At 72.2% G+C, this 13,410-nt stretch carries 11 protein-coding genes and 1 pseudogene; 7 read left to right on the forward strand and 5 right to left on the reverse strand.

The window, feature by feature from the left end:
- Nucleotides 1-198: 198 nt before the first annotated feature.
- Together PUR53_RS35415 and PUR53_RS35420 are read right to left on the reverse strand one after the other, a co-directional pair.
- Nucleotides 199-975: a hypothetical protein gene (locus PUR53_RS35415; RefSeq protein ID WP_329910928.1), complete on the reverse strand. Its 777-nt coding sequence runs from the start codon at nucleotides 973-975 to the stop codon at nucleotides 199-201.
- A 149-nt stretch (nucleotides 976-1,124) separates the two neighbouring features.
- Nucleotides 1,125-2,807 (reverse strand): PucR family transcriptional regulator, encoded by a 1,683-nt coding sequence (locus PUR53_RS35420; protein ID WP_329895922.1) that lies wholly within the window; start codon nucleotides 2,805-2,807, stop codon nucleotides 1,125-1,127.
- Nucleotides 2,808-3,070: 263 nt separating this feature from the next.
- On the opposite strand from PUR53_RS35420, the gene PUR53_RS35425 reads away from it, so the two are divergent.
- From PUR53_RS35425 to PUR53_RS35450, 6 genes are all read left to right on the forward strand, one after another.
- On the forward strand, nucleotides 3,071-3,961 hold the full coding sequence (locus PUR53_RS35425; RefSeq protein ID WP_329895923.1) for an FAD binding domain-containing protein: 891 nt from the start codon (nucleotides 3,071-3,073) through the stop codon (nucleotides 3,959-3,961).
- Nucleotides 3,961-4,563 (forward strand): (2Fe-2S)-binding protein, encoded by a 603-nt coding sequence (locus tag PUR53_RS35430; RefSeq protein ID WP_329895924.1) that lies wholly within the window; start codon nucleotides 3,961-3,963, stop codon nucleotides 4,561-4,563. Before PUR53_RS35425 ends, PUR53_RS35430 begins: the two co-directional genes overlap by 1 nt.
- Before the next feature lie 3 nt (nucleotides 4,564-4,566).
- The gene (locus tag PUR53_RS35435; RefSeq protein ID WP_329895925.1) at nucleotides 4,567-6,954 is read left to right on the forward strand and encodes a xanthine dehydrogenase family protein molybdopterin-binding subunit; all 2,388 of its coding nucleotides are present in this window, start codon (nucleotides 4,567-4,569) and stop codon (nucleotides 6,952-6,954) included.
- A 316-nt stretch (nucleotides 6,955-7,270) separates the two neighbouring features.
- A complete protein-coding gene (locus PUR53_RS35440; protein ID WP_329910929.1) occupies nucleotides 7,271-8,716 on the forward strand; it encodes an NCS2 family permease in 1,446 nt (481 codons plus the stop codon).
- Nucleotides 8,717-8,767: 51 nt separating this feature from the next.
- Nucleotides 8,768-9,922, forward strand: a complete 1,155-nt coding sequence (locus PUR53_RS35445; RefSeq protein WP_329895927.1) for an XdhC/CoxI family protein — start codon at nucleotides 8,768-8,770, stop codon at nucleotides 9,920-9,922.
- Nucleotides 9,923-10,013: 91 nt separating this feature from the next.
- On the forward strand, nucleotides 10,014-11,063 hold the full coding sequence (locus PUR53_RS35450) for a hypothetical protein (protein ID WP_329910931.1): 1,050 nt from the start codon (nucleotides 10,014-10,016) through the stop codon (nucleotides 11,061-11,063).
- A 10-nt stretch (nucleotides 11,064-11,073) separates the two neighbouring features.
- Here PUR53_RS35450 and PUR53_RS35455 read toward each other — a convergent pair whose 3' ends face one another.
- The 3 genes and pseudogenes from PUR53_RS35455 to PUR53_RS35470 form a co-directional block, all read right to left on the reverse strand.
- Nucleotides 11,074-11,724, reverse strand: a complete 651-nt coding sequence (locus PUR53_RS35455) for a class I SAM-dependent DNA methyltransferase (protein WP_329910933.1) — start codon at nucleotides 11,722-11,724, stop codon at nucleotides 11,074-11,076.
- Nucleotides 11,725-11,799: 75 nt separating this feature from the next.
- Nucleotides 11,800-12,255 carry an SRPBCC family protein gene (locus PUR53_RS35460; protein WP_329910934.1) on the reverse strand — a complete coding sequence of 152 codons (456 nt, stop codon included), beginning with the start codon at nucleotides 12,253-12,255 and terminating at the stop codon, nucleotides 11,800-11,802.
- A gap of 832 nt (nucleotides 12,256-13,087) precedes the next feature.
- Nucleotides 13,088-13,189 (reverse strand): annotated as a pseudogene (locus PUR53_RS35470) (LLM class flavin-dependent oxidoreductase); the annotation flags it as partial.
- Here PUR53_RS35470 and PUR53_RS35475 point away from each other — a divergent pair.
- Nucleotides 13,149-13,409 (forward strand): hypothetical protein, encoded by a 261-nt coding sequence (locus PUR53_RS35475; protein WP_329910956.1) that lies wholly within the window; start codon nucleotides 13,149-13,151, stop codon nucleotides 13,407-13,409. The pseudogene PUR53_RS35470 and the gene PUR53_RS35475 sit on opposite strands and share 41 nt — an antisense overlap.
- Nucleotide 13,410: the final 1 nt, after the last annotated feature.

The raw sequence follows: 13,410 nt of genomic DNA on the forward strand, positions 1-13,410 counted from the left end.
TGCGGGTGCGGGTGGTTCGTGGTTGCTCGCGCAGTTCCCCGCGCCCCTGAAAACCCAGGCCCTGCGGGCCTGAAAAGCACGGGGCGCAGCCCCTGCTTTTCAGGGGCGCGGGGAACTGCGCGACCAGCCCCCACGCACCCGCACCCGCCGAAGCACCCGCACCCCCGAGCCCTGAGGCGCCGTCAAGCCATCACGCCATCACGCCGTCGCCGCCGGCGGTGGGGCCAGCTGCCGCGCCAACCACGTCGGCACACCACCCAGCAGTCGGAACAACCGCCCCGCCTCCTCCCGCAGCCGCGACGCCTCCGGTTCGGACTCCGTCTCGGCGAGGGAGACGAGCGCCGGGGCGGTGCCCACCAGGTAGCCCAACTCCTCCCGGATGCGCAGGGATTCGGCGAAGCCGTGCCGCGCTTCGGCCAACTCGCCCTCCCGCAGCGCGAGCCCGGCGAGATGACGCCAGGTGAAGGACTGCAGGAGCAGGTCGTCATGGGCGGTGGCGCCGGCATGGGCCCGGCGGTAGGCGGCACGCGCGGCCTGCGGGGAACGGGCGAGGTTCTCGGCGATGAGGCCCCGGCGGAAGTCGAGCAGAGGCCGCCCGGCCGCGCCGGGCGCGATCAGCGCCGCCGCCCGGCCGAGCGCGGCCCGCGCCTCGTCGGAGCGGTCCCGCACCCCGAGCAGCGTGGCCGCGTACGCCAGTTGGCCGCGCTCGCAGGCCGCCGCGCCGCGCTCGTCGTCGGTGCGGGCCTGCGCCTCGGCGGTGCGCAGCGCGTCCTCGGCTTCCTCCCAGCCCTGCTCGGTGTAGAGACAGCGCTCGACGAGCAGCGCGGTGCGCTGGAGCGAGGCCTGTGGACCGTCGGGTTCGATCAGGGCGGCCGCGTCGACCCAGCAGGCGCGTGAGCGCAGCCGCCATACCGCGGTCTGGAGTGGATCGTCACCGGCTGTCGTTCCGTCACCAGACATGGCGGTATGCGCCACGTTGCCCTCCCCGAGCACGCCCTTGAGCTTTGAGTGGTGGCGGCATCTCAGCACGAATCCCGGGGCCCGGCCAAGGGGGTGGGTGAAGGAATTCACAAAGTCATGGGGTGCGGACGGCGCACTTGATCTTCGTCCACCACCCCCTGGGCTCAGCTCATGCGCAGGGCCAGGAAGAAGTCCAGCTTGTCCTCGAGCCGGGAGAGGTCCCGGCCCGTCAACTGTTCGATGCGGCCCACCCGGTACCGCAGCGTGTTGACGTGCAGATGGAGGCGGGCGGCGCAGCGCGTCCAGGAGCCGTCGCACTCCAGGAACGCCTCCAGGGTGGGGATCAGCTCGGCGCGGTGCCGACGGTCGTAGTCGCGCAGCGGGTCGAGGAGCCGGGCCGTGAAGGCGCGGCGCACGTCGTCGGGGACGAAGGGGAGCAGCAGGACGTGCGAGGCCAGCTCCTGGTGCCCGGCCGCGCACACCCGGCCGGAGCGGGCCGCCGCCACCCGTCGGGCGTGCCGGGCCTCCTCCAGAGCGCCGCGCAGCCCCTCGGCGGAGTGCACGGCCGCGCTGACGCCCAGGGTGAGCCGTCCGTCGTCGTCGAGGCCGGCGCTCAGCGGGCCGCGTACGGCCGTGAGGAGGGCGTCGGCGTGGATGCCGGACTCGGAGCCGTCGTGCTCGGAGGAGACCGCCGGGAGGGGGACCAGGGCGATGGCCTCCTCACCCGTGTGGGCGACGGCGATGCGGTCGGAGGGCTCGGGGCCGGTGGACAGGGGGTCGACGAGGATCTCCTCCAGGAGCGCCTGGGTGACCGGACCGCTGTCGACCTCGCCGCCCTCCCACTCGACCCGGGCCACGACGACCTGCCAGTGCGGTGCCGCCCCGAGGCCGGGCAGCAGCACCGGCGCGGCCACCCGCAGCCGGGCCGCGATCTCGGCCGGGGCCGCCCCCGCCTGCACCAGCTCCAGGACCTCCTGAGCGAGCCGGCGCCGTACCGTACGGGCCGCGTCGCGGCGGTCGCGCTCGACCGCGATCAGTTGGGTGACGCCGTGCAGCAGGTCGAGCCGTTCGGCGGGCCAGTCCCCGGCGTCGGCCTCGACCGCGAGGAGCCAGTCCGACAGCAGGGTGTCGCGCACGTCGCGGGCGGCGCCGCCGGAGTCCGTGCCCCGGCCCGCGCTGGTGATCGGGAACAGCGAGTACGTCGTGGTGCCGACGGCCACGCGGTGCGGCCCGCGCCGCCCGGTCCGCGTCGCCGCCAGGTGCTCGGCGGCCAGCTGTGCGCACAGCTCGGCGGGGAGGGCCGGTCCGGCGTCCTTGGGGCCCGCCACGAGCCGGCCGGCGGGGGAGAGCACCCAGGCGCGCAGGTCCAGGTCGGAGCCGAGCAGGTCCAGGACGACGTCCGGGCCGCCGCCCGCCGGGCCCGAGGTCATCATCCGGCGGTGCCGGTCCACCACGGCCGCCAGGTCCCCGGCGCGCTCGCCGGAGACCTGCCGTACGACGTGCTCGGTGATGGTCGCGAAGGCCACCGACTCGTTGACCGCGAAGAGCGGCAGCCGGTGGCGGGCGCAGGCCACGACGAGGTCCTCGGGGATGTCGCCCAGCTCGGCCTCCCCGGCGGCCAGCGCGGTGACCCCGGCGGCCACCAGGAGCCGTACGAAGGGCTCGGAGTCGGCGGCGTCGCGGCGCCAGGCGAGGCCCGTGAGGACCAGCTCGCCGCCGGAGAGGTAGCGGCTGGGGTCTCTGAGGTCGGTGGTCATCACACCGCGCACGGTGCGGTCCAGCTCGTCCCCGCCGCCGAGCAGCCGCAGACCCAGCGCGTCCGTGTCCAGCAGTGCGCGCAGGCGCATTCTCGTCGCCGCCGTTCCTGTGTCGAGAACAAGGATGTTTCCAGGGGAATACCAAGAGGTTGCAGAGGGCCTCCGTTCATACGAATCTACAAGATGCGGGCCCTGGCCAGCCAACTCCTTCATGTTTTCCGTGACTGACCGGGGCGCGGGAGGGCGTTGTGTACTGAGGTCCGGAACACATGAACAGCACATGAACGAGCCGGGCCCGCCGCACACGATCTGGCTTGAACAGAACGATCCGAGACGAAGAAGAGAGCCGGTCCATGGACTTCCTTCGCCCCGCCAGCTGGGAGGAGGCGCTCGCCGCGAAGGCCGAGCACCCCACCGCTGTGCCGATCGCCGGCGGCACCGACGTGATGGTCGAGATCAACTTCGACCACCGTCGGCCCGAGTACCTGCTCGACCTGAACCGCGTCGGCGAACTCTCCGAGTGGGAGGTCGGCGAGGAGACGGTCCGCCTCGGCGCGTCCGTGCCGTACACCCGGATCATGGAGAACCTCCGTACCGAGCTGCCCGGCCTCGCCCTGGCCTCGCACACGGTGGCCTCCCCGCAGATCCGCAACCGCGGCGGTGTCGGCGGCAACCTCGGCACCGCCTCCCCGGCCGGTGACGCCCACCCCGCCCTCCTCGCGGCGGGCGCCCAGGTCGAGGCCGAGTCCGTACGGGGCTCCCGGCTCATCCCCATCGACGACTTCTACACCGGCGTCAAGCGCAACGCCCTCGCGCCGGACGAGCTGATCCGCGCGGTGCACATCGACAAGGCCGACGGACCGCAGCAGTACTCGAAGGTCGGCACCCGCAACGCCATGGTCATCGCGGTCTGCGCCTTCGGACTGGCCCTGCACCCGTCCACGCGTACCGTCCGCACCGGCATCGGCTCGGCCGCGCCCACACCCGTCCGGGCCAAGGCCGCCGAGGAGTTCCTGAACGCGGCGCTCGACGAGGGCGGCTTCTGGGACAACGGCCGGATCATCACCCCGTCGGTCGCCAAGCAGTTCGCGGACCTGTGCGCCGGCGCCTGCAACCCGATCGACGACGTCCGCGGCACCGCGAGCTACCGCCGTCACGCGGTCGGCGTCATGGCCCGCCGCACGCTGATGTGGACCTGGGAGTCGTACCGCGGCACCGCCGCCCGCACGGAGGGAGTCGCGTAATGCGCGTCAGTTTCACGGTCAACGGCCGTCCGCAGGAAGCCGACGACGTGTGGGAGGGCGAGTCCCTGCTGTACGTGCTGCGGGAGCGGATGGGCCTGCCCGGCTCCAAGAACGCCTGTGAGCAGGGCGAGTGCGGCTCCTGCACGGTCCGCCTCGACGGCGTCCCGGTGTGTTCGTGTCTGGTGGCCGCCGGACAGGTGGAGGGCCGCGAGGTCGTCACGGTGGAGGGACTGGCGGACTTCGCCAAGCAGCGGGCCGAGCACGGCGGTTGCGCGTCCCGTGCCTGCGGTTCGCCCACGAAGGGCGGTACTTCGCTCGACGAGGCCCAGCGGTGGGCTGCCGGGGGCACCGACTCGCAGACCGGCGAGGGCGGAGAACTGTCCCCCATCCAGCAGGCGTTCATCGACGCCGGGGCCGTCCAATGCGGCTTCTGCACCCCGGGTCTGCTGGTCGCGGCCGACGAGATGCTGGAACGCACCCCGAACCCGAGCGACGCGGACATCCGCGAGGCGCTGTCGGGCAACCTGTGCCGCTGCACCGGCTACGAGACGATCATGGACGCGGTCCGGCTCGCGGCCGCCCGGCAGTCCGAAGGGGTCTGAACCATGGGAACCAACGGCCTGCCCACCACCCTCACCCAGGGCTCCCGCACCAAGGGCGGCATCGGCGAGTCCACCCTCCGCCCGGACGGCACCCTCAAGGTCACCGGCGAGTTCGCGTACTCCTCCGACATGTGGCACGAGGACATGCTCTGGGGCCAGATCCTGCGCTCCACGGTCGCCCACGCCGAGATCGTCTCCATCGACACCGCCGAGGCCCTCGCCACGCCCGGCGTGTACGCCGTGATGACGTACGACGACCTCCCGACCGACGTACGGAACTACGGCCTGGAGCTCCAGGACACCCCGGTCCTCGCCCACGGCAAGGTCCGCCACCACGGCGAGCCCGTCGCGATCGTCGCCGCCGACCACCCGGAGACCGCCCGCCGCGCCGCCGCCAAGATCAAGGTGGAGTACCGCGAACTGCCGGTCATCACCGACGAGGCCTCCGCGACCGCGCCGGACGCCGTCCTCGTCCACGAGGGCCGCGACGACCACCACTTCGCCCACGTCACGCACCCGAACATCGTGCACCGCCAGCCGATCATCCGCGGCGATGTGGCGGCGGCCCGCAAGCGCGCCGACGTGATCGTCGAGGGCGAGTACGTCTTCGGCATGCAGGACCAGGCCTTCCTCGGCCCCGAGTCCGGCCTCGCCGTCCCCGCCGAGGACGGCGGCGTCGACCTCTACATCGCCACCCAGTGGCTGCATGCCGACCTGCGCCAGATCGCCCCCGTGCTCGGCCTGCCCGAGGACAAGGTCCGGATGACGCTGGCCGGCGTCGGCGGTGCCTTCGGCGGTCGCGAGGACCTGTCGATGCAGATCCACGCCTGCCTGCTGGCCCTGCGCACGGGCAAGCCCGTCAAGATGGTCTTCAACCGCTTCGAGTCCTTCTTCGGCCATGTCCACCGTCACCCCGCGAAGCTCCACTACGAGCACGGTGCGACGAAGGACGGCAAGCTCACCCATCTCAAGGCCCGTATCGTCCTGGACGGCGGCGCCTACGCCTCCTCCTCCCCGGCCGTCGTCGGCAACGCCGCGTCGCTCGGCGCGGGCCCGTACGTCATCGAGGACGTCGACATCGAGGCCCTCGCCCTCTACACCAACAACCCGCCCTGCGGCGCGATGCGGGGCTTCGGCGCGGTCCAGGCGTGCTTCGCGTACGAGGCGCAGATGGACAAGCTGGCGGCGAAGCTCGGCATGGACCCGGTGGAGCTGCGGCAGATCAACGCCATGGAGCAGGGCACCCTGCTGCCCACCGGCCAGGCCGTCGACTCCCCGGCCCCGGTCGCCGAACTCCTGCGCCGCGTCAAGGCGATGCCCCTGCCGCCCGAGCAGCAGTGGCTCACGGCGGGCGAGGCGGCCGACGTACGACAGCTGCCGGGCGGCCTCTCCAACACCACGCACGGCGAGGGTGTCGTCCGGGGCGTCGGCTACGCGGTCGGCATCAAGAACGTCGGCTTCTCCGAGGGCTTCGACGACTACTCGACCGCCCGTGTCCGTATGGAGGTCGTCGGCGGCGAACCCGTCGCCACCGTCCACACGGCCATGGCGGAGGTCGGCCAGGGCGGCATCACCGTCCACGCGCAGATCGCCCGCACGGAGCTGGGCGTCGCCCAGGTGACCATCAACCCCGCGGACACGCAGGTGGGTTCGGCCGGCTCGACCTCCGCGTCCCGCCAGACGTACGTCACGGGCGGCGCCGTCAGGAACAGCTGCGAGCTGGTCCGCGAGAAGGTGCTGGAGCTGGGCCGCCGCAAGTTCGGCACGTACCACCCCGCCTGGGCCACGGCCGAGTTGCTGCTGGAGGGCGGCAAGGTCGTCACCGACGCGGGTGAGGTCCTGGCCGACCTGGTGGACGTCCTCGGGGACGAGGCCGTCGAGGTCGAGGCGGAGTGGCGGCACCGGCCCACCGAGCCGTTCGACCTGCGGACCGGCCAGGGCTTCGGACATGTCCAGTACTCCTTCGCCGCGCACCGGGCGGTCGTCGAGGTCGACACCGAGCTGGGCATGGTCAAGGTCGTCGAACTGGCCTGTGCGCAGGACGTCGGCAAGGCGCTCAACCCGCTGTCCGTGGTGGGCCAGATCCAAGGTGGTACGACCCAGGGGCTGGGCATCGCGGTGATGGAGGAGATCGTCGTCGACCCGAAGACCGCGAAGGTGCGCAATCCGTCCTTCACGGACTACCTCATCCCCACGATCCTCGACACGCCGACCATCCCCGTCGACGTGCTCGAACTCGCCGACGACCACGCGCCGTACGGGTTGCGTGGGGTGGGCGAGGCCCCGACCCTGTCATCGACTCCGGCCGTGCTCGCGGCGATTCGCTCCGCGACGGGGCTGGAGTTGAACAGGACGCCGGTACGGCCGGAACATCTGACCGGTACGGCGTAGTTTGGCCGCCGGGCGCCTATGAGCTCGGGTGGATCGGTTCGTGGGCGGGTGCGGGTGGTACGTGACTGCTCGCGCAGTTCCCCGCGCCCCTGAAAAGCAGGGGCTGCGCCCCATGCTTTTGGAGGCCCGCAGGGCCTGGGCTTTTAGGGGCGCGGGGAACTGCGCGAGAAGCCCCACGCACCCGCACCCGACAACGCACCCCCCCTCGCAATCCCCCGTTCGTCTCGGGCCGTCCCCCGGGTCGGGCACCTTCCCAAATCCCGCCGAAGCCCAGTGCAACGGCCGGGTGTCCCTGTGAACCTTGGGAGAACGCCCCATGACCCCACAGTCGCTGAAGCCGAGGACGGTCGCCGTAGGCGCCGTCGACCCGGCCGGCCGGCCCCGTCTCGACCGGTACTTCCACATCACCCACCGAGGATCCACCGTCGCCCGAGAGGTCCGCGGCGGCGTCACCACCTTCATGGCGATGGCGTACATCCTCCTGCTCAACCCGCTCATCCTCTCCGGCCCGGACGCCGCCGGCGCGACCCTCGGCCAGAAGGCGCTGATCACGGCGACCGCGCTCGCGGCGGCCGTCAGCACGCTCCTCATGGGCGTCGTCGGCCGGGTCCCGCTCGCGCTCGCCGCCGGCCTCTCCGTCTCCGGGGTCATCGCCTCGCAGGTCGCCCCGCAGATGACCTGGCCGCAGGCGATGGGCATGTGCGTGATGTACGGGGTGATCATCATGCTCCTTGTGGTCACCGGCCTCCGCGAGATGATCATGAACGCCATCCCGCTGGCCCTGAAGCACGCGATCACCATGGGGATCGGTCTGTTCGTCGCCCTGATCGGGTTCTACAAGGCCGGTTTCGTTCACCAGGGCAAGGCGACCCCGGTCAGCCTCGGCCCCGCCGGCGAACTCGCCGGCTGGCCCGTCCTCCTCTTCGCGGTCACTCTCCTCGCGATCTTCATGCTCCAGGCCCGGGGCGTCCCCGGCGCGATCCTGCTCGGCATCGTCGGCGGCACCGTCGTCGCCGTGCTCCTCAACGCCCTCGACGTCATCGACCCGAAGCAATGGGCGGGCGGCGCACCGGAGTTGCACGGCAGCGCGGTCTCGATGCCGGACTTCTCGCTCTTCGGCCAGGTCGAGTTCGGCGGCTGGGGCGACGTCGGCGCGATGACGGTCGGCATGATCGTCTTCACCCTCGTGCTGGCCGGGTTCTTCGACGCGATGGCCACCATCATCGGTGTGGGCACGGAGGCTGGGCTCGCCGACGACAGGGGCCGCATGCCGGGCCTGTCCAAGGCGCTGTTCATCGACGGCGCGGGCGGCGCGATCGGCGGGGTGGCCGGCGGCTCGGGTCAGACCGTGTTCGTGGAATCGGTCACGGGAGTCGGCGAGGGCGCCCGTACCGGCCTCTCCTCCGTCGTCACCGGACTGTTCTTCGCGGCCTGTCTGTTCTTCACCCCGCTCACGGCGATCGTGCCCGGCGAGGTCGCGGCCGCCGCGCTCGTCGTCATCGGCGCCATGATGATGACGAACGCCCGGCACGTCGACTGGTCCGACCGCGCCACCGCGATCCCGGTCTTCCTGACCGTCGTGATCATGCCGTTCACGTACTCCATCACCGCGGGCGTCGCCGCCGGCGTCGTCTCCTACGTCGCCATCAAGCTCGCGCAGGGCCGGGCACGGGAGATCGGCGCGTTCATGTGGGGCCTGACGGCGATCTTCGTCGTCTTCTTCGCCCTCAACCCCATCGAGAGCTGGATGGGCGTGCACTAGACGCCCCTCGCCGAGTACCGTCCGCGCAACCGCTGTTGAGGAGAACGAGAGATGCTGGACATCGCCGAAGAACTGCACCGGTGGGTCGAGCAGGGGCGTGACTTCGCCGTGGCCACCGTGGTGGCCGTCGGCGGCAGCGCGCCCCGCCGGCCGGGCGCCGCCCTCGCGGTGGACGCCGACGGCACGGCCATCGGCTCGGTCTCCGGCGGCTGCGTGGAGGGCGCGGTCTACGACCTGTGCCAACAGGCCCTGACCGACGGCGAAACGGTCCTCGAACGCTTCGGCTACAGCGACGAGGACGCCTTCGCCGTCGGCCTGACCTGCGGCGGAGTCATCGACATCCTCGTCACACCGGTGCGGGCCGGCGACCCCGTCCGCCCGGTGGCCGCCGCCGCGCTCTCCACCGCCGCGAGCGGGCGGGCGGCGGCCCTGGCCCGGATCGTCTCCGGCCCGGCCGAGCTGCGGGGCCGCGCCCTGCTGGTCGACCCCGACGGCTCGTACGACGGCGGCTACGGCGCCCACCCCGAGCTCGACCGTACGGTCGCCGCCGAGGCCCGCGCCTTCCTCGACGCCGGCCGCACGGGCACCCTGGAGATCGGCGAGCGGGGATCGCGGTGCGGAGCGCCCCTCACGGTGCTCGTCGAGTCGTCGGTCCCGCCGCCCCGGATGATCGTCTTCGGTGCGATCGACTTCGCGTCGGCGCTGGTCCGGGTCGGCAAGTTCCTCGGCCACCACGTCACCGTCTGCGACGCCCGACCCGTCTTCGCGACCCGCGAGCGCTTCCCGGAGGCGGACGAGATCGTCGTTGAGTGGCCCCACACGTACCTGGAGCGCACGTCCGTGGACGCCCGCACGGTCCTGTGCGTCCTCACGCACGACGCCAAGTTCGACGTCCCGCTCCTCCGGCTCGCCCTGCGGCTCCCCGTGGCCTACGTCGGTGCGATGGGCTCCCGCCGCACCCACCTCGACCGCAACCAACGCCTCCGCGAAGTCGGAGTCAGCGAGCTGGAGTTGGCCCGGCTCAGGTCCCCGATCGGGCTCGACCTCGGCGCACGCACCCCGGAGGAGACCGCGCTGTCGATCGCCGCCGAGATCGTCGCCGACCGGCGGGGCGGCAGCGGGGTCTCCCTGACCGGCGCACACACCCCGATTCACCACGACGCCCCACCCGCCCTCACGGAACTGCCGAGCCTGCGCGTCTCCTGACTCCGACCGCGCCGCCGACTTGACCCCCGGGGCGGCAGGGCCGACCGTTGCGATAGGACAACAGCAGTACGGGGGCGGACAGTTGAGCGCGATGAACGGTGGGGGGCGCCCGCACGGGGGCGGGGCCGAGGGGCAGGACGGACTCGCGACGGGCGCGGAGGCGGACGAGCGGGGGCGGGGCGCCACCACCGGGTCCGCCGCCGATGACGGCACGCCGTCGGGCGGCAGCGCAGCCGGGAACGCCGGCACCAGGACCTCCGGTGAAGCCGACAGCGGTGACGAGCCTCGCACCGCTGATGGCGATGTCGACGCGGGTGCCGGAGGCTCTGAGAGCGGAAGCTCGGATGGCGACGACGGCTCGGGTGATGGCGGCTCGGGTGGCAACGCCGACTCGCGTGACGCCGACTCGCGTGACGACGGCTCGGGTGGCGACGGCTCGGGTGGTGACGGCTCGGGTGGTGACGGCTCGGGTGGCAACGGCTCGGGTGGCAACGCCGACTCGCGTGACGACGGCTCGGGTGGCAACGCCGACGCGGCCGCCCCCGGAAGCGACGGCACCGCTGACGACCGCCGACTGTCGACCGTCTCGACGGCGATCCTGGGGCTCTTCCTCCTCGTCGACGTCGTCTTCGTCTGCGGAGCCCTCGTGACGCTCTGGCCGGCGGTGTTGGCGACGGTCGAGCCCGGGGCGGAGCCCACGGCCACCGCGCGGTGGTCGCCGTTCGGCCTGGGGGACTGGTCGCTCACCGCCGACACGGCGATGCTGCTGGCCGTGGTCGTGTGCAGCGCGCTCGGCAGCTTCGTCCACGCGGCCACGTCCTTCGCGACGTACGTCGGCAACCGGCGGCTGTACGCGAGCTGGCTGTGGTGGTACCTCCTGCGGGCCGGTATCGGCGTGGCTCTCGCGCTGCTCGTCTATCTCCTGCTGCGCGGCGGCCTGTTCGTCGGCAGCTCCGGCGCCGGTGCGACCAACCCGTACGGCTTCTCCGGTATCGCCGGGCTCTGCGGACTCTTCTCCAAGCAGGCCACCGACAAGCTTCGCGAGATCTGCGACACCCTCCTCAGCACCACGGGCGACGGCGACCGGGACCGCCGCGACGGCCTGTCCAGCACCCGCAACGGAGACCCGGGCCCGTCCTGACCCCCTGGTTTCACGCCGGCTTGCGCGCCAGCACGTACGCCTGTGGGGTGTTCGCCGTGGTGCCGGGCCCGTCCGCCTCCCGCACCAGCCGCGCCGACTCCACGAACCCGACGTCCTCCAGCAGCTCGGCGATCCGGTCCGGCGGGAAGCGGTGGACGTCGAGGTCGAGGGGGTGACCGTAGGCGTGCGTCAGGTGGACGGACTCGTCGCCCACCTTGTACGCCATCGCGAGGAGCCCACCGGGAGCGAGTACCCGATGGAACTCCCGGAACAGCGGCGGGAGTTCGGCGAGCGGGGTGTGCACCGTGGAGTACCAGGCGAGGGCGCCCGCCAGGCAACCGTCCTCGAAGTCGAGCGCGGTCATCGTGCCCACGTCGAACCGGAGTCGCGGGTGCGCCCAGCGGGCCACGGCGACCATCTGCGGCGAGAGGTCGATACCGCAGATGTCCAGCCCCAGCGAGGCCAGATGCCCGGTGATCCGCCCCGGCCCGCACCCCAGGTCCGCGACAGGTCCGCCCCCGGCTGCGAGCACCCGCTCGGCGAACACCCCGAGCATGGCCCGCTCGAACGGGCTCTTCGCCAGCTCGTCTCTCAGCAGCCTCTCGTAGTCGGTGGCGACCGTGTCGTAGGACTCCCGGGTGGTGTGTTGGCCTGTGCTCATGGTTCGGACAGTAGTCCGGGGGTCTGACAATGACGTGCGAACAGGGGTGGGGGAAAGGCCTGTTGGGGCGGAGGTTCAGCCCGGACGCCGGGCGTCGGTCGCGAGCAGCCCGTCCATCGCGCGTCCGAACATGACCCGCGCCAGCCCTCCCAGCGGCCGGTCGAAGAGCCCCGGCAGCCCTCGCACCCGCAGGTCCTCGCGCCAGACCGTACGGGAGCCGCCGTCACCGTACGGATGGACCTCGATCTCGGCCCAACCGGTGACGAACGAACCGCGCTTGACGAGTCGGCACTTTCCGGGAGCACCGGCGCCCGGTGGCTTCCAGACCGTGACCTCCATCCGGTCGTCGAAGGCGAGCGGCCCGACACCGCTGCGGGCCACGAACACCGTGCCCTCACCGGTCGGCGGAGGAGTGCGCACGGTGACGCGGGTCAGCGGCACGACGTCCGCGTGCCGGGGCCAGTCGGTCAGGAGCTGCCAGGCGCGGTCAGCGGGGAGCCGGGAGAGACGTTCCAGGAGGAAGAGAACCACGGGGCGAGGGTAAGGGAACAATTGCGTACGAGGCGGGTGGTGGGAGGCGTACGGGGGCGCGTGCCCAGGCGCCCCGAGGCCCGCCCCCGGCCGGAAGGTGCACTCGTGGATCCTGAACTGCACGACAGACTCGACGAGTTGCAGCTGGACTTCCTGGCTGGTGGCACGGGACGCCGACGTACGGGAGGTGCTGCGGCGCCCGGAGGACTTCTTCTTGGCCAACGCGCTGCGCCCCGACGTCATGCCCCCTCTGCAGCTGCAATGGCCAGAAGCCGTCTTCCTGGTCCGGGGAGGGCTAGGTGAACATCTCGCCGCCCAGCTCGCCGTCCCATCCACGAGTCGCGCATCCCGGCGGCCGGCAGGGCTGAGTCGTCCCAGAAGGGGTAACCGAGGCAAGGAAGGCACTCGCCGCTACCGAGGGGTGAAGACCGCATGCCACGCATGATGGAACGTATCAAGCAGTTCGCACGGAGCCCTCAGGGGCGTCGTGCGGCCGAGCAGGCGCGGCGGGCCGCTGCCGACCCCCGTCGCCGGCGCCAGGCCAAGAGCCTGCTGGGTAAACTCCGCGGCCGTCCCTGACGGACCGGACAGTTGGAGCACGAAGTCCAAGGACGGAGCCCTGTCTGACCGCTCGCGGAGAGGAATCGTTCGACCTCACGGATGCGCTGCTGTGTGCGGACGGGCCGGTGAGGGCGCCGGTGGACCTGACGTCGGTGGCTGGGCACCGGCGCGGGCACGGCGCAACACCCGTCCAGTAGATCGCGTGCGTGGGCGTGCGGGCCGCCCGGCTCCTGAAGTCGGCGCCGACGGCGGTGACCCCGTGTTCGTCCCAGCCGATCCCCACACCCAGGGTGATGCGTCCGCCGGACAGTCTGTGGAGGGTCGCGACCTGTTTGGCCACCACGAAAGGACTGCGCAGGGGCAGGACGAGCACGGAGGTGCCGACCCGGATCGGGCTGGTCGCGGCCCACCAGCCGGCCCATGGTCACCAGCGGTTCGAGGACCCCTCCGTACACCGGGCCGTACTCGTCGGGCGGCAGGATGTGGTCGGGGAGTCGTGCCGTGTCGTAGCCGAGGGCCTCGGCCTGCCGTGCCAGGTCGGCGAGTCGTCGCAGGTCGGCGCCCGCGGTCTCGTTCGGGACAACGACCTGTAGC

The sequence above is a fragment of the Streptomyces sp. SP18BB07 genome (assembly GCF_036322545.1).
GTDB classification, from domain to species: domain Bacteria; phylum Actinomycetota; class Actinomycetes; order Streptomycetales; family Streptomycetaceae; genus Streptomyces; species Streptomyces deccanensis.

Coding starts and splice junctions, on each gene's coding strand:
- PUR53_RS35450 (WP_329910931.1), top strand. CDS start 10,014: ATGAACGGTGGGGGGCGCCCGCACGGGGGCGGGGCCGAGGGGCAGGAC.
- PUR53_RS35430 (WP_329895924.1), top strand. CDS start 3,961: ATGCGCGTCAGTTTCACGGTCAACGGCCGTCCGCAGGAAGCCGACGAC.
- PUR53_RS35420 (WP_329895922.1), bottom strand. CDS start 2,807: ATGCGCCTGCGCGCACTGCTGGACACGGACGCGCTGGGTCTGCGGCTG.
- PUR53_RS35440 (WP_329910929.1), top strand. CDS start 7,271: ATGACCCCACAGTCGCTGAAGCCGAGGACGGTCGCCGTAGGCGCCGTC.
- PUR53_RS35445 (WP_329895927.1), top strand. CDS start 8,768: ATGCTGGACATCGCCGAAGAACTGCACCGGTGGGTCGAGCAGGGGCGT.
- PUR53_RS35435 (WP_329895925.1), top strand. CDS start 4,567: ATGGGAACCAACGGCCTGCCCACCACCCTCACCCAGGGCTCCCGCACC.
- PUR53_RS35425 (WP_329895923.1), top strand. CDS start 3,071: ATGGACTTCCTTCGCCCCGCCAGCTGGGAGGAGGCGCTCGCCGCGAAG.
- PUR53_RS35455 (WP_329910933.1), bottom strand. CDS start 11,724: ATGAGCACAGGCCAACACACCACCCGGGAGTCCTACGACACGGTCGCC.